The sequence below is a fragment of the Streptomyces griseus genome, from assembly GCF_900460065.1.
In the GTDB taxonomy this organism is placed as follows: domain Bacteria; phylum Actinomycetota; class Actinomycetes; order Streptomycetales; family Streptomycetaceae; genus Streptomyces; species Streptomyces griseus.
The window spans coordinates 41,893-64,916 of sequence record NZ_UAVD01000002.1; the positions used below are offsets into that span (position 1 = coordinate 41,893).

The following is a 23,024-nucleotide window of genomic DNA, read 5'->3' on the forward strand; positions in this document are numbered from 1 at the left end:
TTGTGTGATCCCCATGAACATGCCGATCATTCCTGGGTAGTTGGTGCACTCGCGGGACCCCGGCGCCCGCAGTGGCGCGCGGGGCCGGGGTGGCGTGCGGGGAGCGGTGGAGCGGGGACTTCCGGCTCAGGTGCGCCTGAAGAACTCGACCTCGCCGACCGCGATCGGCCGCCCCTCGCCCTGGCCGGTGGCCTCCCGCAGCACCAGGCGGACGGAGACGACGTCGCTGATGCCCAGCCGTGTCTCCTGCTTGCCGGGCTTGTCGTTGAAGGTCACCGTCTTCCTGTGCACCTTGTCGTCCTTCGTGGTGACGATCAGCTCCGCCCGGGTCGGCCGCGCGCCCCGCCGGAACTCCTGCGGCTCCTTCGACACCCCGGTGTGCACGACGACGCCGACCAGCCGGAACGGCGCCGCGAACGAGGAGGTCAGCGACGCGCCGAGCGCGGGGGCGCCCCAGTACTTATTCGTCAGGCCGTCGGTCGCCGCGGTCGCCGGATGACCGGGAGCCGAGGCGCTGGCGGTCACTCCGGTGGGGCTGATCTCCGCCGTGCCGCCGAGCTTGTCGCGGACGTCCTCGTAGACGTAGCGCCCGAGCGGGAAGAACAGGAAGCCCGCCACCAGCAGCCCGGCCACGGCCAGGACGAGCAGCGTCCGCCGCAGCGCCCGGCCGGAACCGCCCCGCACCCGCCGGCGGAACGGCCACACGGTCCGCCACCACGGCAGGGCGGCCGGCTGTTCCCTGGCGTCGAGCGGAGCGGCGCACCGGCGGCAGAACCGCCGCCCCGGCAGGTTGGGCGTGCCGCAGGCCGGGCAGGGCGGGCCGTCCGGCGCCTCGTCCGCTTCCACCGGCCGCACGACCGGCCGCCGGGCCACGGGCCTGGCCGGCTGTACCGCCCCGATGGGGCCTTCTCCCTCGTCCCCGTCGGGCGCCCTCCCGGAAGCCGGTGCGGCGCCCGGTGCGGAATCCGGGATTCCGGGACGTACGGGCGCGGGCGTGGGCCGCACCGGACCCACGGGCCCCGTCGTCGGCGCGGAGTTCGCCGGGGGCGCGGTGGGCCGCGGTGGCGCGGGCGCGGGTGGGGGAGCGGACCGGGGCGGCTCCGGCGGCTGTTCGGGGCGCGCGGGGGCGGGGCCCGCGGGCGGCGGGGTGCCCTCCGAGGGCACCGGCCCGGAGGGCACCGGTGTTTCGGGTGCGGGTGCGGGCGCCTGCGGGCCCGGGTGCGCTGCGGGCGGCGGAGGCGTCGACCGGCGCGTCGGCGGCCCGGCCGGCCCCGGTTCCGGTTCCGGTTCCGGTTCCGGTTCCGGGGTCGGGCGGGGCCCGGGCCCGGCCGCCACGGGAGCCTGGGCCGCGGCCGGTTCAGGGCCCGGCCCGGGCTCCGGCTCGGGCTCCGGCTCGGGCTCCGGAGCCGTCGCCCGCCTCGACCGCGCCGGCTGGGAGGACCAGCCCAGGTAGCCCCCGCAGTTGCCGCAGAAGTCGTCACTCTCGCCGTTGGCCGTACCGCACGCCGGGCACGAACGCATCACGTCAGCTTCCTGTCTGTTCGGGCTCGCCGGGCGGGCCCGGCAGGACCTCCACCCGGCAGGTGAGGTGGACGGGGCACGAGGCGGTCGCGACGTCCAGGACGCGGCGGGCGTCCACCGCGACGCCCTCGCGCACCGGCCAGACCCGGACGAGCAGTTCACCGGTCGGCGGCGGCGGGAGGGCCGCGCCCGGCTCGGCCGACCACGTGGCGCCCCCGCCGTCCCGGACGTCCGCGTGCACGTCGCAGACCAGCCGCAGCCGCTCGACGAGACCCCGCCGGGTGCCGCGCCACCGGTGCAGCTCCACGGCGCGCGCGACGACCGCTCGGCGCAGCTCCACCGGCCATGCCGGATCGGCCTCGACGCCCACCCAGGACGCCAGCCACGGCAGGAAGTCGGCCGGGGCCAGCGCCGGGTCGACGTAGGCGGGCAGGTTGTCCAGGGTGGACAGGACCGGGGCCAGCACCGTGTCCAGGCCCGCCGTGAAGCGCTGGGCCAGGTCGTCGTCCGCGTACAGGGCGGGCAGCAGTCCGCCGATCGGGTACCGGCTGGGCAGCCCGGGTATCGCGGCCCGTGTCATACGCCCCCACCGGCCCCGTTCGCGGTGACCACCACCTGGTGCTGGTGCGAGAAGACCAACGCCCCCGGCGCCACGTCGACATGGTCCACCGCCGCCCCGCGCCGCCCGGTGATCGGGTCCGCCGGGAACAGCCGCACGTCCTCCACCAGACCGGCCCCCTCCACGCCCTGGAGCACGGCGAAGACCTCCCCGTACTGCACGGGCCTGCCGAACGGCCACCCCCGGCCGTCCGCCCCGCCGCGCAACGGGTCGAGGTGCCGGAACAGCGCCTCCAAGGCCTCCGCCCGGACCCGGTCCACATCGCCGGGCGCCGCCACCAGCCGGGCGACGACCGTGACGCCCTGGTAGGCGGGCGGTTCCACGACCAGCCGGGTGCCGACCAGCCGCCGTTCGTCGAGCCGCCCGGTGACCGCCGCGAGCACCTGGTCCGAGGGGATCAGCTGCTCGAACCGCAGCCGGCCGTCCTCGTCGGCGACCGCGTCGGGCACCACCAGCACCCGTACCGCCCCGGCCTCGCCCGCCACGGCCGGCAGGCACCGCACCCGGCGCAGCGACGGCGCGGCCTCCCGGGCGATGACCTCGTAGTCCTCGGCGGTCACGGCCCGCTCCTGCACCCGCAGGATGTTGGGCGCGCGGACCTTCGCGTTCTCCACGGTCTCCCCGTCGACGCCGCCGGTCGCCGCCTCGCGGTTGTTCACGCCCGCGACGTACGGCACCGAACTGCGCAGCACGGAGATCGCGCCCCGGGCGACGTTCCCCGCCGCGCCGCCGCCCGTCCGGCAGCGCGGAACACGCAGCCGGGCGCCCTTCTCCGGCACCGCGCCGTACGCGCGCATCGTGCCGTCCGGCTCCCGTACCTCCGGCGGGAACGCGAACTCCCCGGCGACGGCGTCGATCCGGACGTGCCGGTCACCGGGGCCGGACGCGCCGAAGTGCTCGACCGGGGTCCACACCTGCCAGCCCTCCTCCGTCGACACCTGGACGACGGGCGGCTCCCCGTCCAGCAGCAACGGCGCCCGGCTCACCGTGAACCGCTGCCCGGCCACGCCCTCGGACACCCCGAGGGGAACGTCCAGGACGGTCTCCGCGTGCTCCGCGGAGGCCGTGCCGCCGACCGTGAACACCTCGGCCTCCCGGATCGTCGGCGACTCCGAGTAGAACGGCTGACCCGGCTCCGGGGCGGTGACCCGGCAGCGCAGCCACCCCGCCCGGGTCCCCGCCACGACGGACGCGGTGTGTCCGGCCGGGACGAACACGACGACCTCACCGGGCCTGTTCAGCCCGCCGGTGCTGTCGGTGCCGGTCACACACGTCACCCAGCGGGCCCCGTCCCACGCCTCCCACACCAGCGGCGGCTGACGCGGGTCGACGCCCACGCCCTCCACCCGGCTGTCGAGGCGGACGGCGACGATGCACCGGGGCACGGCCGTCGGCAGCCCGAACAGCAGGGCGTCGCCGGGCTCCGGCCGGGCCTGGAAGCACGGGATGTCCTTGCCCGCGCCGAGCGGCCCCGTCCGGTCCGTCTGCTCGCCGGACACCGGCGCGGTGACCAGCCGGACCAGCGAACTCGGCACGATCGGCAGGTCGTCGGAGGTGGAGAACACCACCGGTTCATCGGCCTCGCCCCGCGCGGTCGCGACCTCGGTGCCCGCGAGGAGGTGCACGGTCTCGGGCTGCGGCGCGGACAGCCAGAAGTCGATCTCGGCCCGCGCCACGGCGGGCGGGAACAGGGTCACGCCCAGCAGGTCGAGGAAGGCCGCGTAGTTCTTGTCCGGCACCCGGTTCAGCCGGTACAGCAACTGGTCCACCAGATAGGCGAAGGTCTCGATCAGCGTGACCCCGGGGTCCGACACGTTGTGGTCGGTCCACTCGGGGGAACGCTGTTGGACGTACCGCTTGGCCTCGTCCACGAGCTGCTGGAACCGACGGTCGTCCAGATTGGGCGAAGGCAGGGCCATCAGCGCACTCCCGCTTCCCGGGCCGCCCCGGAGGGGCCCTCGGCCGAGCCCTCCGACGACGGGATCGTGTAGAAGGGGAAGACGAGGTTGCGCAGGTCGTTGGTGGCCCGCACGGTGTAGCGCACGTCGATGTAGAGCGTGCCCTCCTCGATGGCGTCGAACGCGATCACCACGTCCGTCACCTCGATGCGCGGCTCCCACCGCTCCAGCGAGGTGCGGACCTCCTGGGCGATCCGTCCGGCCGTCGCCCCGTCGCCGGGCGCGAACACGTAGTCGTGGATCCCGCAGCCGAACTCCGGGCGCATCGGCCGCTCGCCCGGCGCGGTGCCGAGGATCAGGCCGATCGCCTCCTCGATCTCCCGGTCCCGCTCGACCAGCGCGATCCCGCCCGTCGGCCCGACCCGCAGCGGGAAGCCCCAGCCGCGCCCGATGAATCCGCCGCCGTTCACATCGGGCCCCCGATCAGGACGTTCAGCGCACCGCTGATGATGGGCGCGCCGCAGCTGGTGTTGTCCCGCATCCGGGCGGCGGGCAGCCCGCCGATCAGCACCTGGCCGGTGAGCGCGGCGGCCGGGTTGGGCATGATCACGTTGCCCGGCCCGAGCGCGGCGTGCGGAGGGACGACGCACACGTGGAGGCTCCCGGTGACGGCCGCGGGACGGCCGCCGATGAGCACGGTGGCCACAGCCACCGCACCCGGGGGCGGGGTGCCGATGAGACCGCCGTGGGCGGTGCTGTCGCCCGTGCGGGCTGCGGGGGGCATGGCCGGGGTTCTCCTTGCTGTGAAAGGGACTTCGGAAGCGGGGGCGGAAGCGGAAGCGGGAGTGGAGACGAAGGGGCGAGCGGGGGAGGCCGTGGGGAGGGCGGGTCAGTTGATCTTGATGAGCTTGGCCTTGAGGACCGCGAGCAGCCCGCCGTCGACCGTGACCCCCGTCCTGCCGTTGACGGTCACCGAGCGGCCCGTGATGTTCACGTCCCCGGTGGGCCCCGCGTCGAGTGTGATGCCCGACGCGGACAGCGTCACCGAGCTGAGGTCCCGGGTGCCGCCGCGGGCCTTCACCGTCAGGGTGATCTCGCCCTTCTTCTCGTCCAGCAGCACGTCGAGCCGCTTGTCACCGCTGGCGATGCGCACCCCGGACGGGCCGCGCGGGGCGTCGAGCAGCTCCAGCCGGTTGCCCGAACGGGACACCAGGGAACGGCGGTTGACCTTTCCGCTCGTCGGATCGACCAGCGGCACGTCGTGCGGCGAGGGCTTGTCGACCCCGTTGTAGAGGCCGCCGAGCACATACGGGCTGTCCAGCAGCCCCTGCTCGAACCCGACCAGCACCTCGTCGTTGACCTCGGGGCTGAAGACCCCGCCGCCGCCCTGGCCGCCCCACTGCACCGTACGGACCCAGTCGGTGACGTATGTGTCGTCGAGCCACGGGAACTTCAGCCGCACCCAGCCGCGTTGGCCCCGGCCCTCCTCGCGGATGTCGGTGACCACCCCGATCGCCAGGCCCGGCATGCGCGGGCCGCGCGCGGGGGCGTTGCCGCCGGAGGCCAGACCGGAGAGGGACCGGTCGGGCGAGGCGCTGACGATCACCGTCGTGCGGTAGCCGGTGTCCGGTTCGAGGACGTGGTGCGCGGCGGTCGCGGTGTAGCGGCCGGAGAACGCGGGCCCCACGTTGCCGAGGGCGACCGGGGCGCCCGCCCGCAGCTGGGGGTTCCCGTAGGCGACCGCCTCGATCTCCCCGAAGCCCGCGCTGACCGACGCCGCGAGCGCACCGGCCACGGCGCGGGTCTCCGCCTGGGTGCGGTACGGGGTGTCGGCGATGGTGGTCAGGGAGCCCGAGCCGAACATCCTGGCCGCCGTCGACGGGCTCATCCCCGGAGTGACGGTGTCGCTGCGGACGGACTGCTGCCGGGCCACCAGCCGGGTCTTGGTGTCGACGTTCCAGCCGCGCACCTCGACGCTGTCGGCCCCGTCCGCCCCGGTCAGCACCGCGCGCAGGGCCAGCAGGTTGTTCCCGTACTCCAGGACCATCGGGTCCTTCGCGGCGGAGGTCGAGGGCGAGGGGGCCGAGGAGGCGGGGTCCGGCTTGGTGAACTGGAGCCGCCCCCGGTCGTCCACCCGCACGGTGGCCCCGCTCTCGGCCGCGAGGTGCTGGAGGAACTCCCAGTCCGACACGTTCGGCTGGGTCACCTGCTTGTACGTGACCGGTGCGGCCTCGATCCGCCCGCAGGCCAGGCCCGCTCCGGCGGCGACCTTGCGGACGATGTCCGCCGTCTTCATGTTCCGGTACGCCATGACCTTCCGGCCGCGCTGGAGTCGGTGCGCCTTGGAGAACGCCCGTACGACGGTGAACGATCCCGTGGTGTCGGTGTCCAGCTCGACCGCCGTGACCTCCCCGGTGAACAGCCGCTCGGGCGCCCGGTCCCGCGCGGTGACGACCGAGATCTTCAGCGGGGTGCCCATGCCGATGCCGGTCGCGGTGAGGAAGGTGTGGTCGGGGTCCCGGTACATCAGTACGGCGGTGTCCGGCAGGCCCACGTTCTCGTCGACCACACAGCTCACCAGCTGGGTGGCCCAGGCGGGAGGCAGCGCGGCGGGCGCCTCGACGATCGGGTCGGCGGCGAAGGAGCGGCCGGTGGCTTCCTTGCCGCTCATCGGTTCTCCTCCGTGAGGTGGTCCGCCCGCCCGGGCACCAGGAGCTCCTGGCCGGGCGTCAACCGCATCGGGTCGTCGATGTCGTTGGCGTGCGCGATGGTCCGCCAGGCGGTGGCGTCGCCGTACTCCCGCCAGGCCAGCAGCGGCAGGCTGTCCCCGGCCACGACCCGGTGCGTGCGCCGCGCCTCCTTCGAACCCGAGGTGGGGTTCTGGCCGGCCGGGCCGATGCTCGCCTCCTCGATCGACAGGGAGCAGGTGGCCCGCAGCGGCTTTCCGTCGACGTCGAACAGGGTGTAGGAGACCGAGAGGTTGGAGAGCACCCCGTCGAACGAGGTCGTCTTGGACGTCCCCCAGTCGAAGCGCACCCAGGGGCTGGCGGGCGTCTTGCGGGCCAGGCTCTTGGGGGTGGGGACGCACGCGGTCATCAACTGCTCCACCGCCTTCTCCACAGAGTTGTCGTGGGTGGCGGTGGCGTCCAGGAAGACCTCCAGCGACAGGGACCGGGGCCCGCTGCCGACGAACTCGGGCAGCGCGGACTGCCCGGCCATCCGGGACGGAGTGCGCCGCCACTCGGTGGTCTTGCTCAGCGACAGCTTCGACGGGTTGAACTGCAACGTGAGACGGGCGAGCGCCCCGCCGGGCTTGGCGCCGACCGTCGACGGCGGCTCCATGATGGTCAGCTGTGCGCGAGCGCGGCTCGCGCGGAGAGCGGGTGACATTGCGTTCCTCCTTCCTTCGTCCGGTTCCTGGCGGATGCGTGGGCGCCGTCGGCGGCGGTCACGAGGGTTCCAGGCCCTCGTGCGCGATCTCCAGCGTCTCGATCGCCGCCTCGGAGCTGGCCGGGTCGAAGGAGGGCCCCTGCCAGCGCACCGGCACGATGCCGTGCACCTGCCAGCTGATGATCCGGCTGAGGTCGGGGCGCAGCGCCACGATCTCGCCGTCCTTGGGCTCCACCCGCCGGATCGTCTCGTTCAGCCACCGCGCGATCTTCATCGTGTCGGCGGTCACGGGACGGGTCAGCGTGATGTTCGTCCAGGTGATCCGCCCCGGCAGCTGCCAGGTGAACCCGTTGTTGCCGCCCTCGGCGTACGTCTCCATCTCCACCTCCGCGCCCAGGCCGGAGCAGGTGTGGAACGCGCCCAGGTCGCTGCCGCCGATCGCGAGCTTGAAGAACACGCTCGTCGCGAAGATGTTGTCCGTCATGCGTCTCTCGTCTTCTCTGCTGTCTCACGTACGGGGCGTGCTGGTGTGCGGGGCGTCGCGCGGGCGGGCCGGGTCGGCGGCCCGTCAGCGGCGGCCGTCGTGGAGCCGCCCGCTGCGTTCCCTGCCCCGGCGCAGATCGGCGCGGATGAGCCGGCTCACCGGATCGAGGAGACGGCGGGCGAGCTCCTCGACCTCCGCTCCGCTCAGCCGGTTCGCCGACGGAGCGTCGGACGTGTCGCCCGAGCCGGTGGCCGCGTCGGTGGCCCCGGCGGCGGGTTTCGGCGGGGCGGCCCGCACGGGAACCCCGGTGATCCCGGCGTTCGCCGCCGCGCGCTGGACCGCCTGCGCCCTGTTCTCCGGGCGGCTCGCTCCGGCGGCCTGCGCGGGCGCGCGGGGCGGCACCCGTACGGAGAGCGCGGGCGCCGCGCCGGCGGCGCCCGCGGGGGCGGGCCCGGTGGGCGGTGGGCCGGCACCGTCGGGCACCACCGGCAGGGCCAGCCGCTGTACGGGTACGGGTGCGGAGCCTTCCGGACGGGCCGTCGCGGGCGGATGCGGCCGGACGACGGGAACGGGGCGCGCGGCGCTGTCCGTCGACGCCGGAGACAGCGGCGGGGCTCCCGGCGGCCCCGGCCGGGAGGGCAGGGCGTGCGGGAGCGGTGCGGCGCGCTGAACAGCGGGAGCGGCGGCGGGGGAAGCGACCGGGGCGGCGGCCCGGTCCGGCACCGGGCCGCCGTGCCGTGCGGAGTCCCGCCGCGGACCCCGGTCGGCCGTCGGCCCGGAATCCCGCCGCGGAGCCCGGCGGGGCTGCGGCCCTGAACCCTGCCGCGGTGCGGGTGCGTCGGGCGGTGTGGGCGAGGGCGTCGTGGCCCGCCCGGACCGCCGTACGAGTCGTTGGAGTACGCCACCGGCTGACGTTCCGCGCCCGGCGGCGGCCGTGGTACCCGGTGCGCTCCCGGCGCGCCGGTCGGCGGGGCCGGCGCTCCGGTTCGCGGTGGCGTGGGCCGGATCGGCGGAGGCGTCGCCGCTCCGGTGCGCGGGGGGCGCGGTCGCCGCGCGCTGGACCAGGGGCCCCGGAGCCGTACCGGAGGGAACGGACCGCTGGGGGGCGGCGCTCCGCCCGCCGCCGCTCGGCCCGTCCCCGCTCGGCCCGCCGCCGGTCCGCCCGTTCCCGGTCCGCCCGTCGGCGGAGCCCGGTGATGGAGCGCCGGGGCCCGGCCGGCGCGCGTCGCGCCGCCAGGTGGCCGCCACGACCGGGCGTGCGGCACCGCCGCCCGCCGTCGTCGGAGTCGCCGAAAAGCCCTCGGCGGAGCCGGTGTTGACGGTCAGGGTGCGGCCGGAGAGCAGTGTCCGTGACCGCTGCGGGGTGGGCGGCGGCGTCGCGCCGCCGGAGCCCGCGGCCGTACGGTCCCGGGCGATCGGCCGGACGCGAACGGGCGGCGGGGGAGCGGGGGACACCGGACCGGTCCCCGCACGGGCGGGGGCCGCCGCGCGCTGGACGGGCGCGGCCCCGGACGACGGGCCGGCGGGCGCCGGGGGCCCGGCGGGCGGGGCGGAAGCCGTCCGCACCGGCATCGCGGAGGGCGCGTCGCCCGGTGACGCCGGAGCGGGGGCCGGAACAGCCGGTCCGGGCCCCTGGGGCCGACCGGGACGCGGCCGGTGGCCGGCGGGCGCGCGGTCACCGAGCAGCGGCGCGTCGCCGCCGAGCCGGGCCGTGGGCGGCAGCGAGGGCAGCGGCGTGCCGATCCCGCCGCGGGCACGGGCCCGTGCGCCGCCGGAAGCGTCGGCCCGCGGTGCGGGCTGCGCCGAGGAAGAGGTCACCGATGGCGTCGAAGGACCGGACGGCGGGGTGCTCCGGGGCGTACGGGATCCGTGCTCCGGCGACGACGGCGCGGGCGTAGGTGCCGCTGCCTTGGCCGAGCCGGTCGAGCCGGTCGAGCCGGTCGAGCCGGTCGAGCCGGTCGAGCCGGTCGAGCCGGTGGAGCCGGTCGAACGGGGCGCGGGTGTCGGGGCCGTGGCGGGCACCGTGGCCGGAAGGCCCGGCGGACCCTGCGGGTCCGACGTCTGGCGCTGGAGCACCGGCATCTCGGCCGGGCGGCCCGTCGCGGGTGCGGACGGAACGACGCCCGCCGGTCCGTCGGCACCGGCCGGCCGGGCCCCGGCGGGCATCTCGCGCAGGGGCCGGCCCAGGGCGGGGCGCACCGCACCGGCGGCGGGCCGTCCGCCGTCGAGGCCGGGAGACGGGGCGTCGCCCTCCGCGAGCGCACGGTCCGGACCGCTTCCCCGCTCGGACCCGGCCCGCTGGACGGCGGGGGCGGCAGCCCCCGCGGACGGCCCGGCAGCCGAGGAAGAGGCGGCGGGCGCGGACACGGACGCGGAGGCGGGGGCGGCAGGGGGAGCGGGCACGAGCCCGTTGATCCGCCGCAGCGGCATCGCCGGACGCCGGGCGACGATCAGCGGCGGGGCGATCCGCCGCGGACGCACGGCGGCGGGCGCGCGGACGCCGGAGGACACGAACGGCCCGGAGGCAGCCGTGGAGCCGGAAGGGGGCGCGGCGGAGGACGGGGCAGCCGCTCGCGACGCAGCCGCCGGACCGGACGTATCCGCCGCGCGGGATTCACCCGGCGCGCCCGACGTACGCGATCCTCCCGACGGCGACCGGTTCGCGGTGTCCTGGGACGGGGCCGGGTTCGGGGCCGGGTTCGGGGCCTGGGCGCGCGCCGCGCCCGACCGCTGGACCGTCGGCGACCCGGGGCCCGGCTTCCCCGTCCCCGTACCGCCGTCCGGCCCGCCGTCCCTGACCGCCGCCCGTCGCACCGGGGCGGGCGGCAGGTCCGGCGCCGGAGCGGCGGACCCGTCGGCGTCCGGGGGCCGGACCGCGCGCAGCAGGAGCGGTCCGCCCGGGGACGTGGTCCGCGCACCGCCCGGGCGGGCGACGCCGTGGATGAGGCCGACGGGGGCCGACGGCAGGACGGAGTGGCCGAGTTCGCCGCCGAGGGCCGGGTTCTGCCAGGAGGCCAGCCGCGAGCGGAACCGCAGCCCGTCGCTCACACCGATCGAGGACCGGGCGACGGTCACCGTCGGCGGGGCCACCCGCCGCCAGCCGCCGTCCCAGCCACCGCCATCCGCGCCGGAAGCCGCCGAGGAGGCGGAAGCCGCACCGGAAGCGGACGCCGGGCCGGAATCCGGGCCGGGCGAGGGTGAGGGTGCGGCGGGCACGCCGTCGTGCCCGCCGCCCTCCCGCGAGGGCGCGCCGGAGCGCTGCCGGTCTGCCCGGCGCAGCCAGTCCCCGAGCCCCACACGATCACCCGCCTTCGTTGACGCGGGTGTTGATCCGCGCTATCTCCCGTACCCACTGCTGACGTTCGCCGTGGGTGAGGTCGAGAATGTCCTCACGCTGCCAATGGAAGTGGTAGGCGACGTACGCGATCTCCTCCCGCAGCCGGGGAAGCGCGTACGTCACGATTCCCCCAGGCGCCCACCCGAGAGGTCCACCTCGAACGACCCGTGGCACAGCGGACAGGTCACCGCGGCGTGCGTGTGGCCCTCGCTGTTGATCCGGCGGTAGAAGTCCTGGAGGAACGCCACATCGGTCGCGTACATCCGCTCGACGATCCCGGCGTGCACATCGGAGACCGTGCCGAGCCGGGTGATCACCTGGCTCAGCAGCACCACGGACAGATACGCTGGGTTCTCCTTCACCCGCAGGTCGATCTGCGGACGCAGCTCGTCCCGGGCCGTCGCGAGCCGCATGGTGCCGCCGCGGTGCACATGGCCCTCGTCGTCGACGTACCCGCGCGGCAGCTCGAAGGCGAACTCCGTCTGCAACGTGTCCCGCTCCCGTTCCCGGGGGCGGGCGGGCGCGGCGGCCTCCTCGCGAGCGGCGGGCGCCGCGGCGAGATCGTCCAGGACCTCTTCGAGGCCGGCCCCCGGCGTAACGGTCCGGCGCCTCATTCGACCACGATCTCCTCGAAGGTGATGGTCACCGTCTCGGTCGCCGCGCTGGACTCGCCGGCCTTGAGGGAGGGGCCCTCCCACTTGGAGGCCCAGCCCTGCATCAGCTGGATGCGGCGGACGGTCTCACCGGTCGAGTCCTTGATCTCGATCGTGAGGTTCTGCCGCGCGGTGTCGACGGCCCCGTTGTTGAGGGTCTCCTTGATCCAGGTGGTGAACTCGCTGCTCTGGTCGAGCCCGCGGGTGATCGTCACCTCGCCCGCCTGCCGGGCCCCCGGCTGCTTGCGGATGATCTGCTTGCCCTCGGCCGTCACCTGACGGACCTCGACGACTTCTTCCTCGACGGTCATGCCGCTGATCTCCTGGATGGACTCCACGAGATAGCCACCGAGCTGTACGCCGAAGATATGGGTGGAAAGAGCGTCGCCCTCTGCCATGACTCTGTGTCACCTGTTCCGATCGATGGTGAAAGTGAAGGGGGTGGAGGAGGTCGCGAGGGTCACTCGTCGACGAGGCTGGTGCTGTCGGAGAACTGCGAGAGGCGGAAGATCACGAACTCCGCGGGCTTCACCGGGGCCACCCCGATCTCGCAGACGACCTGGCCCAGGTCGATCGACTCCTGCGGGTTGTTGCTCCGGTCGCACCGGACGTAGAACGCCTCCTCGGCCGTGCGGCCGAACAGCGCACCGCGTCGCCACTCCTCGGTGAGGAAGGAGGTGACGTTGCGCCGGATGCTCGACCAGAGGCGGTCGTCGTTCGGCTCGAACACCACCCACTGGGTGCCCAGGAGGATGGACTCCTCCAGGTAGTTGAAGAGGCGGCGCACGTTGAGGTAGCGCCAGGCCGGGTCGGACGAGAGGGTGCGCGCGCCCCAGATGCGGATGCCGCGGCCCGGGAAGGCCCGTACGCAGTTCACGCCGATCGGGTTGAGGAGGTCCTGCTCGCCCTTGCTGAGGCGGATCTCCAGGTCCACCGCGCCCCGGATGACCTCGTTGGCGGGGGCCTTGTGGACGCCGCGCTCGTTGTCGCTGCGCGCCCACACGCCGGCCACGTGACCGCTCGGCGGAACCAGGGAGTTGCGGCCGCTCGCCGGGTCGAAGACCTTGACCCACGGGTAGTAGAGGGTCGCGTAGCGCGAGTCGTAGCCGGCGTCCTCGTTGCGCCAGGTGCGGACCCGCTGCGCGTTCATGCCCGGCGGGGTGTCGAGGACGGCGACCCGGTCGCCCATCTGCTCGCAGTGCGAGATGACCGCCAACTGCACGGTCTTGACGCCCTCGGCGTCGATGTCGCCGCGCTGGAAGGCGCTCATCAGGTCCGGGACGGCGACCATCGTGATCTCGTCGATCGCTTCGAGGCCGGAGAACCCGGTGCGCGCGGAGGCGTCGCCCACGTACTCCGAGGCGTCGAGCCGTGCCACGCCGGAGCCGGGGGCTCCCGAGGCGGCGGGGGCGAGGGCGACGGTCTGCTTCTCGGGGCGGCTCTGCGCCGTGCCGGGCTGCTCGGTGACCTGGATCAGCTTGGAGTCGCGGGCCTGGGTGACCAGGTAGCCCTTGACGTTCTTGCGGGTGGAGACGTCGTACGTCTCCACGGCCTTGCCGCCCTGGCGCACCAGCAGCCGGAAGCGGTCCTCCGGGGGGTTCTCCCCCTCGGCGTCGGCGACCTCCACCGACAGGTCGGCACCCGTCCCGGGCTTCGCGGAGACCAGGAACCCGCCGAGCGCGACCGGTGCGGGGGCCTGGGCGACCGCGTTCCGGTCGGCGCTCTCCGCGCCCTCCGCGGGGCCGCCGATACGGACGATGTAGGCCGCGCCGCCACCGTTGGCGAAGAAGCCGTACACGGCGTGCGCCAGATAGGTGTCGGCGGTGAAGGCGCCGAACGTCTGCACGTACTGGTCCCAGTTGGTCACCAGCGTCGGCCGGTGGAAGGGGCCCGTCCCGGCGAAGCCGACGAAGGCTGCGACCGCGGTGCCGACACCCTCGATGGGCCGCGCTCCGGACTGCACCTCCTCCACGTAAACACCGGGGGTGAGGTACGACGGCATGCTCGCTCCTTCTGGACGGTCACTCGATCACTGTCCAGTCTCGACCGGCCGGCCGGACGCGGAGTAGGCCCCAGAGTCCTGGACGCGGGGCAATGCGGCTGCCTTTCCGGGCCCCCGTACGCCGGGTAACACTGCCCTTGGCGGACCGGGCGGACCGGTCGGCCCCCATTTCGCGGAGCCGTCCCGCATTCCCCCGGCGACGTGAAGAGAACGAGAACAACGTGTTACGGAACGGACAGATGCCGCCGATCCCACCGGGGATTGGGGAAAGGGACGGCCGCCGCGCCGGGGACCCGATGTGTTTGGTATCTCTTTTTCCCGGTAAACCCCGGAAGGCGGATCGCCGTCCGGAGCCGCCGGAGAAACGGAGCAAGGTGACGGGATTCGGCCAGAATATGCCGGGAAGGTGGGTGGATTCGGTCGTATACGGGAACGGAAATCGGGCACGGCGACGCTCCGAACGGGCACCCGTCGTCCGCATCCGGACCGTCAGGACCACTTCTGATCAGGCATGTTCGTGCCCGTGTTCATCTGGTGCGGATATTCTTCCGATGCTGTCGTCGCCGCCGACGACCGAACTGGTCGAGACCTCTGGTGTATGGGGGAGGGCGAATCCGCCATCTCCCGGCACGCCGGGTTTCCTCTCGGCCCGGTTTCTGCTGTTGTCTCGTCGACAGACGGAGCGGAAGGCTCGGCGTCGCTGTTTCTACCGTGTGAGATCGCTCAGAACGCCGCTGACATTCAGAACCTGATGGCACCCGGAAGCCTGTGTACCGGTGGCCGGGGTGCCGGGCTTGGCACAGGTGACGGATGCGGTGACCGTGGCGTTCTCCGGAACCTGAATGGGGGTGACCCAGTGATAGTCCTGGTTGCGGAAGGTTTCCAGCGCGATCGTCGTGATCTTGCGATCCCCGAAGGAGATCGTCACGATGCCCTCGTCGCCCTGGAAGTTCGCCACCACGACATCGGTGACGCCGAACACCTTCCCCGCCGGCACCTTGTAGGACCCCTCCGCCGTGGCGCCCGTCCGGGTCTGCACGTCGATGGTCTCGGAGGCCTGCTGGCCGCTCCCTGCCCCGCCACTGCCGTTGCCCCCGCCACCGCCGGATCCGCCCGGGCCGGAACCGCCCGTACCGGGGCCCGTTCCGTCCGGGCCGGTGCCCTGCCCCTGGCCGCCTGCCGGGTTGTCCGCACCGCCCGGCGGGGTCGACCCCTGCTCCTTGCCGCGCTCGGTCTCCTCCTGCGCGGCCTTCGCCCCCGCCTGCTCGGCGGTGCTCTTCACCGCGGGCCGCACCAGGGCGAACCACGCGAGCAGCAGGGCCAGCAGTGCCGCCAGCACGATCAGCAGCCACTTGGGCAGCACGGGTATCTGCGCGAACTCCCCGGGCAGCGGCTCGGGTCCGCCGGGCTGCTCGGCCTCGGCCTCCCCCTCGGCGCCCTCGGTCGCCCGGACCTCGAACGGCCAGGTGACGGGCTCCCCGAACCAGATCAGCTTCCGGGCCCGGACCTTCAGCCGGACCTCCGCCGACTCGCCCGGCTCCAGCCGCTTGCCGTCCGGCGCGAAGGTGAGCCGCAGGTCCTCCCCCGCCTGCTTGGCCGCGAGGACCACGTCGACCGGGGTGTTCCCCCTGTTCTGCACCGCGGCGCCGAAGCGGGCGCCCAGCCAGCCCCGGCGGCGGCGCGGCTCCAGCTCCGTGCGGAGCTCGTGGAAGGGCTCCACGGTCACCGTGCCCTCGGGGACCACCACCGACTCGGGCCGCTCCGCGGGCAGGACCCGTACGGCCAGGGGCGTCTCACCCGCCCGGACCTCGTGGGAGCGGGGCGGGGAGAAGGTCAGGGCCACCGTCTCGGAGGTGCCCGGGTACAGCGACACACGTGCCGGCTCGACGGTAGTCCAGGCGGCGCAGTCGCCGACCACCTCAAGGGTGTAGGCCTCGACGATGTCGCCGTCGTTGCGCACGGTCAGGGTGGTCGTCGCGGTACCGCCAGGCGACACCGTCACCGTGGGGCTTTCGAGTTCGGCAGATGTGGTCACTCTGCGACGTTAGGCCGCGCGCACCGCTCCGCAGCAGAGACGCGAGGGCAACGGTCGGGCAGGGGTGGTGCCCCGCGGGCCCCCCGGCACGGTGTACCCGCGCCCCCTCCGCGAGCCCGCGGGCCGTGTTCCCGGCCGGCGGGAGCGACACGAGGACGAGCAGGCATATCGGGCTGAAGTACCTGAGGAAGACGGGCACGGAACGATGACGACGATCACGGACACGACGAACAGCACGGCGAGCGCGACGGCGAACGGCACGGCGACCGCCGACGGCACGGCGGCGCGCGGGCACTACCGCAGGCCCGACGCGGCGCACCGCCGCACGGCCGGCCCCGGGGGAGCGCCCGGGGGCAGGGTCTCCGTGGCGGTGTACGCGGAGGACCTGATCCTGCAGACCGGCATGATCCACCAACTGCGCGTGCGGCCGGAGATAGAACTGCTGCCGGAGGCCGAGGCGGACCGGGCACAGGTCTCCCTGGTCGTGGTGGACATGGTCGACGAGCCCACCGTCCAGCTCCTGCACCGCCTCCAGCGCAACACCTCCACCCGCACCGGACTGGTCGTCGGGTTCTTCGAGTCCGGCGCCCTCCAGACCATGATCGAGTGCGGGGTCGCCGCCGTGCTCCGGCGCGGCGAGGCCGACCAGGACCGGCTCGTCCACCTGGTGCGGGCGATGGCCAACGGCGAAGGCGTCCTGCCCGGCGACCTGCTCGGCAAGCTCCTCGACCACGTCAGCTCGCTCCAGCGGACGGTCCTCGACCCCCGGGGGCTCACGCTCTCCACCCTCACCGCGCGCGAGGCGGAGATGATCCGGCTGGTCTCGGAGGGGTGCGACACCGCGGAGATCGCGCAGAAGACCTCGTACTCCGAACGCACCGTCAAGAACGTGCTGCACGAGGTCGCGACCCGGCTCGAACTGCGCAACCGGGCCCACGCGGTGGGGTACGCGATGCGGCACGGGCTGATCTGAGGCGCTGTCACTCGCGCCCGGCGGCACGGGCCCTGGGCCTTTCGGTGGCGGTCCCGCGCCCGGCGTCCCCGTGCCCGGCGTGCCGGCGTCCCCGGCGGCCGGGCGTCCCGGGTCCGACCGGGTGCCCCGGTCGGACCCGGGAGGCCCGGCCCCCGCGTCAGGGCTCGTCCGGCCGCCGGCCGTCGGGCCCGGCGAACACCAGCTGTGTCAGGGGCGAGGGCAGCCGGTCGGCCTCCACCGTGACCCGGTACAGCCCGGCCTCGGGGAGTTCCACGTCGGCCGACAACGCGTCGCCGTCCCCCGCGTACGGACGGATCCGGCGGCGGACGGGGCCGTCGACCGAGGCCACCGTGCAGTCGATCCCGGACGGGTCGTCCGTCCCGGTGATCCGGAGCGACCAGTCCGCCCCCGGCGTCACGTAGTCCGGGACGGTCAGTCCGAGGCCCTCGCCCGCCTGGTCCGGACCGAGGTCGTCCTCCTCCAGGAGGAAGTCGACGACCGCGTGCCGCGCCGCCCCGCCGCTCGCCAGCGCACCGTGCTGGAGCGCGATCGGCACGGCCCCGCCCCTCAACGACGCCGAGTCCCGGTGGACCGTACCGTCGCCCCGGGCTCCGAAGCGGAGTGCCACCCCGTTCTCGTCGCGCCTCAACTCGCCGTCCCGGTGGGTGCGGAAGCAGTACTCGGACGCCAGGACCTGCCCGTTCTCCAGCCGAAGCGACTGCACCGTGTCCTGGTGGACTCCGGCGACCGGGCGGTGACGGGGCAGCTCGTGCCGGGCGAGCAGGTCGAAGAACTCCTCCGACCGCTTCGCGAGTTCCTCGCTCCCGCCCAGCGCGCCGACGTCCGACGGGGACAGCCGGCGCGCCCCGGGCCCCTCCTCCAGGCAGACGAACCGGGGCAGCAGGTCGTGGACGCCCGGCATCGCGGCGGCCAGCGCGGCCAGCCGGCGGTGCGGCAGCGGCAGCGGCGCGCCCTGCGCGGCGTTGAGGATGTTCGCCGCGACCACGGACCCCCGGAACGGTGTCCCCAGCGTCATCACCCCCCGGGTGTCGCCCGCCAGATCGTCGTCGGAGCCCAGGGCGAGCGCCGCCTGGGTGACGAGCCCGCCCATCGAGTGGGCGACGAAGACGAGGCGCCCCTCGCGCTCGTCGAGCGCCCGGCGGCGGGCCGCGGCGTGGGCGGGGTGACCGCGCCACCGCTCCAGATGCCTGCGCGCCTCCGCCGCGAGGAGCCGGGCGTTGGCCTCGACCGGCAGCCGCCAGTCATAGGGAAAGGACAGGACGGCGTCGGGGTGGGCGACCGTCTCCTCGATCGCGCGGGTCAGCTTGTGGTACGGCTCGATGCCCCGCACGAACGGGATCCACACCGGGGTCCGCAGCAGCCTGCGCGGCTGGATCCGCCCGTACTCCCCGGCCTGTTCCTCCGGCGTGAGACGCAGCGGGGCGAGCCCGTCCCGGGTCAGCCAGGCCCTGGCGAGCCACCGCGGATGCGCCAGCCCCCAGACCACCTCGCCGGTGACGGTGTCGTACAGCTCGCTCCCCATGATGCCGGGGACGATCACGACCGCGTCGTGCGTGACGGCCGGCGTCACCTCGGGACCGAGTCGGGGGGTGCTGCCGGGGCTGCGACCCGGATTCGTCTGCGGCGGCTTCGTCATGCCTGGAAGACTAGAGAGATGCGCAACACGGCGGGGGAGTTGGGGCGGAATCAGGGCGCCGAGCGGAACGACTCGGCAAGGACCCTGCTCACGCTGGCCGTACGCGACTACGGCGACGGTGACGAGGGCTTCACCGCGGGCATCGACGAGCAGCTCGACGTCGTCGCCGAGTGGTGGTCCTCGCCGGTCGCCGCCGCCGGATTCCACCAGATCCCCGCCCCGACCCTGACCGGGCGCGCACACGTCGAGGACTTCCTCCGGACGCACCGGGTACGGGAGATGACCGGCGAGGCGCTGGTCCTGTTCATCACCGGCCACGGCGTCGCGGGCTCCCGGACGCACTTCCTGGGGCTTCCCGACTCCGAGCGGGGACGCCACCTCAACACCTCCGTCAGGACCACCGACCTCATCACCGCGGCGCTCGACTCCCACGCCGAGAACGTGCTGGTCATCGTCAACACCTGTTACGCCGGAAAGATCAGCGGCGAGATCGACGACCTGATCGAGGACATCCGCGCCGAACGGCGCAACTCCTGCCAGCTCGACGTCCTCGTCACCTGCGGACACGACCGGCCCGTCCAGGTCAGGCGGTTCTCCACCCTCCTGCGCGGCGCGTTCGAACGGCTCCGCACCACCGCGGGCATCACCACCCCCCACCTCCGCGTCGTCGACCTCATGTCGGAGTTCGAACGGGGCCTGTCCCCCGCGGACCGCAAGAAGCACCGGCTCCACCGGGTGGTCGACGGCAGCGGAGTCCTCGCGCCCACCCCCTGCATCCCCAACCCCGGATACCGCCGGGTGCGCGAAGCGACCGGCGCGGACGGCCGGCACCGGAGCACGCCGGCCGGCGACCACTGGCTCGACCGGGCCACGGGGCGCACCCAGGACCAGGACCCCGGCTGGTACTTCCGGGGCCGCGAGGACCTCAACCGCAGCATCGCCGCCTTCCTCAGTCCCGCCCGCGCCCGCGGGGTCCTCCTCGTCACCGGCAGCGCGGGGAGCGGCAAGTCCGCGGTGCTCGCCCGGGCCGTCGTCCTGAGCGACCCCGCCTTCCGTGACGATCCCCTCTGCAAGACCGCGCTCGACCTGTCCGCGTCCGACACCGTCCCCGCGACCGGGTCCATCACCGGGGCGGTCCTGGCCCGGCACCGCGGCGCGGCGCAACTCGCCCACGACATCCTGGAAGCGCTGGGGGAGACGCCGCGGCGGGTCCGGTCGACCGAGGACCCGGTCGTCGAGGCGGTCCAGCAGATCCTCGCCACGCTCCGGGACCGGGAGGAAGCGGTCACCCTCGTCATCGACGGCCTCGACGAGGCGGACGAGCGACAGCGCATCATCGAGGACGTGCTGGCGCCGCTCAACGAGTTCTGCGCGCCGCGACTGGAACAGGTGCCCGTACCGCGACCCGACGGCGGGCCGTTCGCCGCCCCCGAACCCGGCCTGCGGCTGCTGATCGGCGTGCGCTCCAGCCGGCCGCTCAGCGAACCGTCCGTGGAACTGGCCGAGGAGGAGCAGGGACCCAACGAGGCGCTGAAGGCCGTCTTCCCGACGGCCGAGGAGCAGCGCACGGACGACGAGGCCAGCGAGAAGGACATCGCGGAGTACCTGCACGCCCTCATCTGCGAGGGCGGCGGGCACCGCGAGTCGGCCGAGGAGGCCGCCGGACTGGTCGCCCCCGTCGTCTGGCCGTCCTTCATCGACGCGCGCATAGCCGGGGAACAGCTCCGCTCCGCCGAGGACCCGGCCGCCGTCGCCCGGCAGCCGGAGTGGCAGAGGATGCTGAACAACGGCACGGAAGGGCTCCTCAAACGCGACCTCGTGCTGGTCGAGGCGGACGGGCTCCCCTCCGAGGTGGCTCTCGCCCTCCTGCGCGCGTCCGCCTTCGCCGGGGGAGCGGGTATCCCCTGGTCCACCATCTGGCCGCAGATGGCCCGGGTGATGCTCGGGGAGACCCTGCCGGACTGGGACGAGATGATCACGAAACTGCTCAAGAGCCGGCTCAACGGCTATCTGGCCCACGACCACGAGGACGACCGGCGGGTCTACCGGCCGGCCCACGAAACGCTGGCCGAGGCCCTGCGCGACGCCGGCACGGACTGGCTCGACCGGGGCGGGGCGGCATGAGCGGGCCCGCCCGCGACGACCGGCACGCGGAGATCCACCGCCAACTGGCCGCCGCGCTCGCCGAGCTGGTCCCCGACGACCCCAGCATCCCGCCCCACCCCTATCTGCGGCGGCACCTGGCCCAGCACGCCGCCCAGGGCCGCGTCCTGGACGACGACCACGTACCGCCCGCCCTGCTGCCCTGGGAGTCGAGTTCCGGGCTCGGCCGCCTGCTGGCGGGGGAAGGGGGCCGGGCGGCCCATCAGCGGTGGCTCCAGGCCTGGGCCACCCTGGAGCCCTACTCCCGCGACCTCAGCCCCCTGTCCCGGCTGACCAGCCTGCACCTGGCGCACCACGCCGCGATGTCACGGGCCACGCCGGCGCCGCGGCCGGGCGCCGCGGGCACGCCGTTCGACCGCTCGCCCGTCACACCGCTGTGGAGCGACTGCGCGAGCCCGGACAACGTGTGGGCGCTCAACGACGCCGACGTCGTCTCCCTGACGTCGACCGTCCCCCGCAGGCGAGCGCCCCACCAGGCCCTCCTGGTCACCGGGGACGACCACGGCGTCGTGCGTCTGCTGAGACGCGACGGCTCCGCGTCCGCACCCCCGATCACCCTGCACGAAGGGGCTGTCACCCACCTGTTGCCCCTGCTGGAGGGGATCGTCGCCACCGGGAGCACCGACGGCGCCGTAGCCGTGCTCGACGCCGCCCGCGGCCGCCCGATCGGCCCGGTCGAGCGACGCTTCGGGGCCTGGGTCACCTCGCTCACGCTCCACCGGCCGCGGAGCGGGGCCCCGGTGCTCCTCGCCGCCTGGAGCGACGGCCACCTCGCCGCGTTCAACACGGCGACCCTGCACCGGGCGGACATCCCGCTGCCCCCGCCGGACCCGGCGGCGGCCCTCCTGAGCGGGACGACCCGGCCGGACGGCGGCCCGCTGCTCATCGCCCGCCACGACACCGTCGCCGCATTCGACGGCGACGCGCCCCGGGTCCGCTCCCGCCATCCCGCGCCCGTCCGCACCCTGGTGGCCCTGGCGGAGCCCGGGAGCTACGCGGTGGGCGACGCCGAGGGCAACCTCTCCGTGCACAGCGCCGGTCCCCACCCCGGTACGCGCTCCGTCCGCGCGACGGCGGGCGGCGCGGTCACCTCCCTGACCGCCGTCACCGTCGAGGGCCGGGAGACCCTCGTCTCCGGTGGTGCCGACGGCACCGTCCGCCTCTGGCGGCCCGAGGGCCTGGAGCCCGTCGGTGAGTCCCTGCAGGCGCACGCCGAGGCGGTCACCGCCCTCACCGCCCTGCCCGAGCGCTCCGGAACCCGCCTGATCACCGCCGGATCCGACCGCACGATCCGCAACTGGCCGCTGGCCGGGACCACGTTCCTCCACGGCCGGTCGCGGTGGAACCGCGTCACCGCCAGCGCGCTGTCACCCGGACCGGCGCACCTCCTCGCGGCGACCGAGGGGACCACCACGCTCGTCCGGAACATCGGCACCGGCGAGAAGCGGCCCGTCATCGACGACGAGCCGGTCACCGCCCTCGCCTGGGCCCGCCCGCACCACCGCCTGATACTGGCCGCCGCCCTCAGCGACAACAGCATCGCCCTCCACACCCTCGGCCCCGGCGACGACCCCGCACCCCCGCCGCGCCTGCGCGGGCACCTCTCACCCGCGCTCACCCTGCTCGCCCTGCCCGGCGGCGACGGCTCCCCCCTGCTGGCCAGCGGCAGCGCCGACGGAACCGTCCGGTTGTGGGACCTCGACCGGCAGCGCGGCGTGGCCGTCTTCGACGACCACCGGTTCAGCGTCCGCTGCCTGGCCTCCACCCGTACCGACGAGGGCGTCCTCCTCGCCTCCGGCGGCAGCGACGGAAACCTCCGCGTCTGGGACGTCGCCGCGCTCGCCCAGCGCGGTCCGACGATCCGGTGCGGCCAGAACATCGTCAACGACGTGGCCTTCACCCGTGTCCGGGGCCGGGAGGGACTCCGGATCGTCACCGCCGGGCAGAACGGCACGCTCAGGCTCTGGGACCCCGAAGCGGCCTCCGGCCACCTCGCCGAATTCGCCCCCGGGGACGGGGAACTGAACGCGGTGACCGCCTTCCGGGTCCACGGCAGGCGCACGGTCCTCGCCGCCGCCGGGGCCACCGGCATCCACCTGTGGGACGCGGTCGGCGACAGGCTGCTCCTGCAGATCGTCACGGGCCACGCCGTCAGCGCCCTGCGGACGGCTCCGCAGCCGGGAGGGGAGCCGTCGACCGTGCTCCTCGCGACCGGAGAGGCGGGAACCATGATCTTCCGCGTCCACCACGACCGTCTGCGGCCCGACCGTCCCTGACACCCATGTGCGCCGC

General features: G+C 74.6%; 19 protein-coding genes. 4 read left to right on the forward strand and 15 right to left on the reverse strand.

Annotated elements, in window-relative coordinates; all coding sequences use genetic code 11:
* Positions 1-126 precede the first annotated feature (126 nt).
* Positions 127-846, reverse strand: a complete 720-nt coding sequence (locus tag DTB53_RS00795; RefSeq protein ID WP_236586329.1) for a zinc ribbon domain-containing protein — start codon at positions 844-846, stop codon at positions 127-129.
* 148 nt (positions 847-994) lie between these two features.
* Here DTB53_RS00795 and DTB53_RS00800 point away from each other — a divergent pair, with 148 nt between their 5' ends.
* Entirely contained in the window at positions 995-1,453 is a 459-nt protein-coding gene (locus DTB53_RS00800) for a hypothetical protein (protein ID WP_107405952.1), read from the forward strand.
* A gap of 72 nt (positions 1,454-1,525) precedes the next feature.
* Here the strand turns inward: DTB53_RS00800 and DTB53_RS00805 are convergent, their stop codons facing one another.
* The 13 genes from DTB53_RS00805 to DTB53_RS00860 all read right to left on the reverse strand — a co-directional run bounded on the left by DTB53_RS00805 (position 1,526) and on the right by DTB53_RS00860 (position 15,906).
* Entirely contained in the window at positions 1,526-2,101 is a 576-nt protein-coding gene (locus tag DTB53_RS00805) for a phage tail protein (RefSeq protein ID WP_003966155.1), read from the reverse strand.
* A complete protein-coding gene (locus tag DTB53_RS00810; RefSeq protein WP_003966154.1) occupies positions 2,098-4,059 on the reverse strand; it encodes a putative baseplate assembly protein in 1,962 nt (653 codons plus the stop codon). The genes DTB53_RS00805 and DTB53_RS00810 overlap by 4 nt, the downstream gene beginning before the upstream one ends.
* On the reverse strand, positions 4,059-4,508 hold the full coding sequence (locus DTB53_RS00815) for a GPW/gp25 family protein (protein ID WP_003966153.1): 450 nt from the start codon (positions 4,506-4,508) through the stop codon (positions 4,059-4,061). Before DTB53_RS00815 ends, DTB53_RS00810 begins: the two co-directional genes overlap by 1 nt.
* Complete coding sequence (locus DTB53_RS00820; protein ID WP_012378964.1) at positions 4,505-4,822, reverse strand: PAAR domain-containing protein; 318 nt, start codon at positions 4,820-4,822, stop codon at positions 4,505-4,507. The genes DTB53_RS00815 and DTB53_RS00820 overlap by 4 nt, the downstream gene beginning before the upstream one ends.
* 105 nt (positions 4,823-4,927) lie before the next feature.
* The gene (locus DTB53_RS00825; protein ID WP_012378963.1) at positions 4,928-6,709 is read right to left on the reverse strand and encodes a VgrG-related protein; all 1,782 of its coding nucleotides are present in this window, start codon (positions 6,707-6,709) and stop codon (positions 4,928-4,930) included.
* Positions 6,706-7,428 carry a CIS tube protein gene (locus tag DTB53_RS00830; RefSeq protein WP_012378962.1) on the reverse strand — a complete coding sequence of 241 codons (723 nt, stop codon included), beginning with the start codon at positions 7,426-7,428 and terminating at the stop codon, positions 6,706-6,708. The genes DTB53_RS00825 and DTB53_RS00830 overlap by 4 nt, the downstream gene beginning before the upstream one ends.
* Positions 7,429-7,486: 58 nt before the next feature.
* The gene (locus tag DTB53_RS00835) at positions 7,487-7,912 is read right to left on the reverse strand and encodes a phage tail protein (protein ID WP_003966149.1); all 426 of its coding nucleotides are present in this window, start codon (positions 7,910-7,912) and stop codon (positions 7,487-7,489) included.
* A gap of 84 nt (positions 7,913-7,996) precedes the next feature.
* The gene (locus DTB53_RS00840) at positions 7,997-11,209 is read right to left on the reverse strand and encodes a hypothetical protein (RefSeq protein ID WP_012378961.1); all 3,213 of its coding nucleotides are present in this window, start codon (positions 11,207-11,209) and stop codon (positions 7,997-7,999) included.
* 4 nt (positions 11,210-11,213) lie between these two features.
* Complete coding sequence (locus DTB53_RS36735; protein ID WP_003966147.1) at positions 11,214-11,372, reverse strand: DUF6760 family protein; 159 nt, start codon at positions 11,370-11,372, stop codon at positions 11,214-11,216.
* Positions 11,369-11,863 (reverse strand): hypothetical protein, encoded by a 495-nt coding sequence (locus DTB53_RS00845; RefSeq protein ID WP_012378960.1) that lies wholly within the window; start codon positions 11,861-11,863, stop codon positions 11,369-11,371. The genes DTB53_RS36735 and DTB53_RS00845 overlap by 4 nt, the downstream gene beginning before the upstream one ends.
* On the reverse strand, positions 11,860-12,300 hold the full coding sequence (locus tag DTB53_RS00850) for a phage tail protein (protein WP_003966145.1): 441 nt from the start codon (positions 12,298-12,300) through the stop codon (positions 11,860-11,862). The genes DTB53_RS00845 and DTB53_RS00850 overlap by 4 nt, the downstream gene beginning before the upstream one ends.
* Positions 12,301-12,362: 62 nt before the next feature.
* Complete coding sequence (locus tag DTB53_RS00855) at positions 12,363-13,904, reverse strand: phage tail sheath family protein (RefSeq protein WP_012378959.1); 1,542 nt, start codon at positions 13,902-13,904, stop codon at positions 12,363-12,365.
* A gap of 706 nt (positions 13,905-14,610) precedes the next feature.
* Entirely contained in the window at positions 14,611-15,906 is a 1,296-nt protein-coding gene (locus tag DTB53_RS00860; protein WP_042496067.1) for a COG1470 family protein, read from the reverse strand.
* A 238-nt stretch (positions 15,907-16,144) separates the two neighbouring features.
* On the opposite strand from DTB53_RS00860, the gene DTB53_RS00865 reads away from it, so the two are divergent.
* A complete protein-coding gene (locus tag DTB53_RS00865) occupies positions 16,145-16,912 on the forward strand; it encodes a helix-turn-helix transcriptional regulator (protein ID WP_012378957.1) in 768 nt (255 codons plus the stop codon).
* A gap of 157 nt (positions 16,913-17,069) precedes the next feature.
* Here DTB53_RS00865 and DTB53_RS00870 read toward each other — a convergent pair whose 3' ends face one another.
* Positions 17,070-18,569 (reverse strand): esterase/lipase family protein, encoded by a 1,500-nt coding sequence (locus DTB53_RS00870; protein ID WP_106431687.1) that lies wholly within the window; start codon positions 18,567-18,569, stop codon positions 17,070-17,072.
* An 18-nt stretch (positions 18,570-18,587) separates the two neighbouring features.
* Between DTB53_RS00870 and DTB53_RS00875 the strand changes: the two genes are divergently transcribed.
* Positions 18,588-20,693, forward strand: coding sequence for an ATP-binding protein (locus DTB53_RS00875; RefSeq protein ID WP_012378955.1), 2,106 nt, complete (start codon positions 18,588-18,590; stop codon positions 20,691-20,693).
* Positions 20,690-23,008: a WD40 repeat domain-containing protein gene (locus DTB53_RS00880; RefSeq protein WP_012378954.1), complete on the forward strand. Its 2,319-nt coding sequence runs from the start codon at positions 20,690-20,692 to the stop codon at positions 23,006-23,008. The genes DTB53_RS00875 and DTB53_RS00880 overlap by 4 nt, the downstream gene beginning before the upstream one ends.
* The last annotated feature ends 16 nt before the right edge of the window (positions 23,009-23,024 follow it).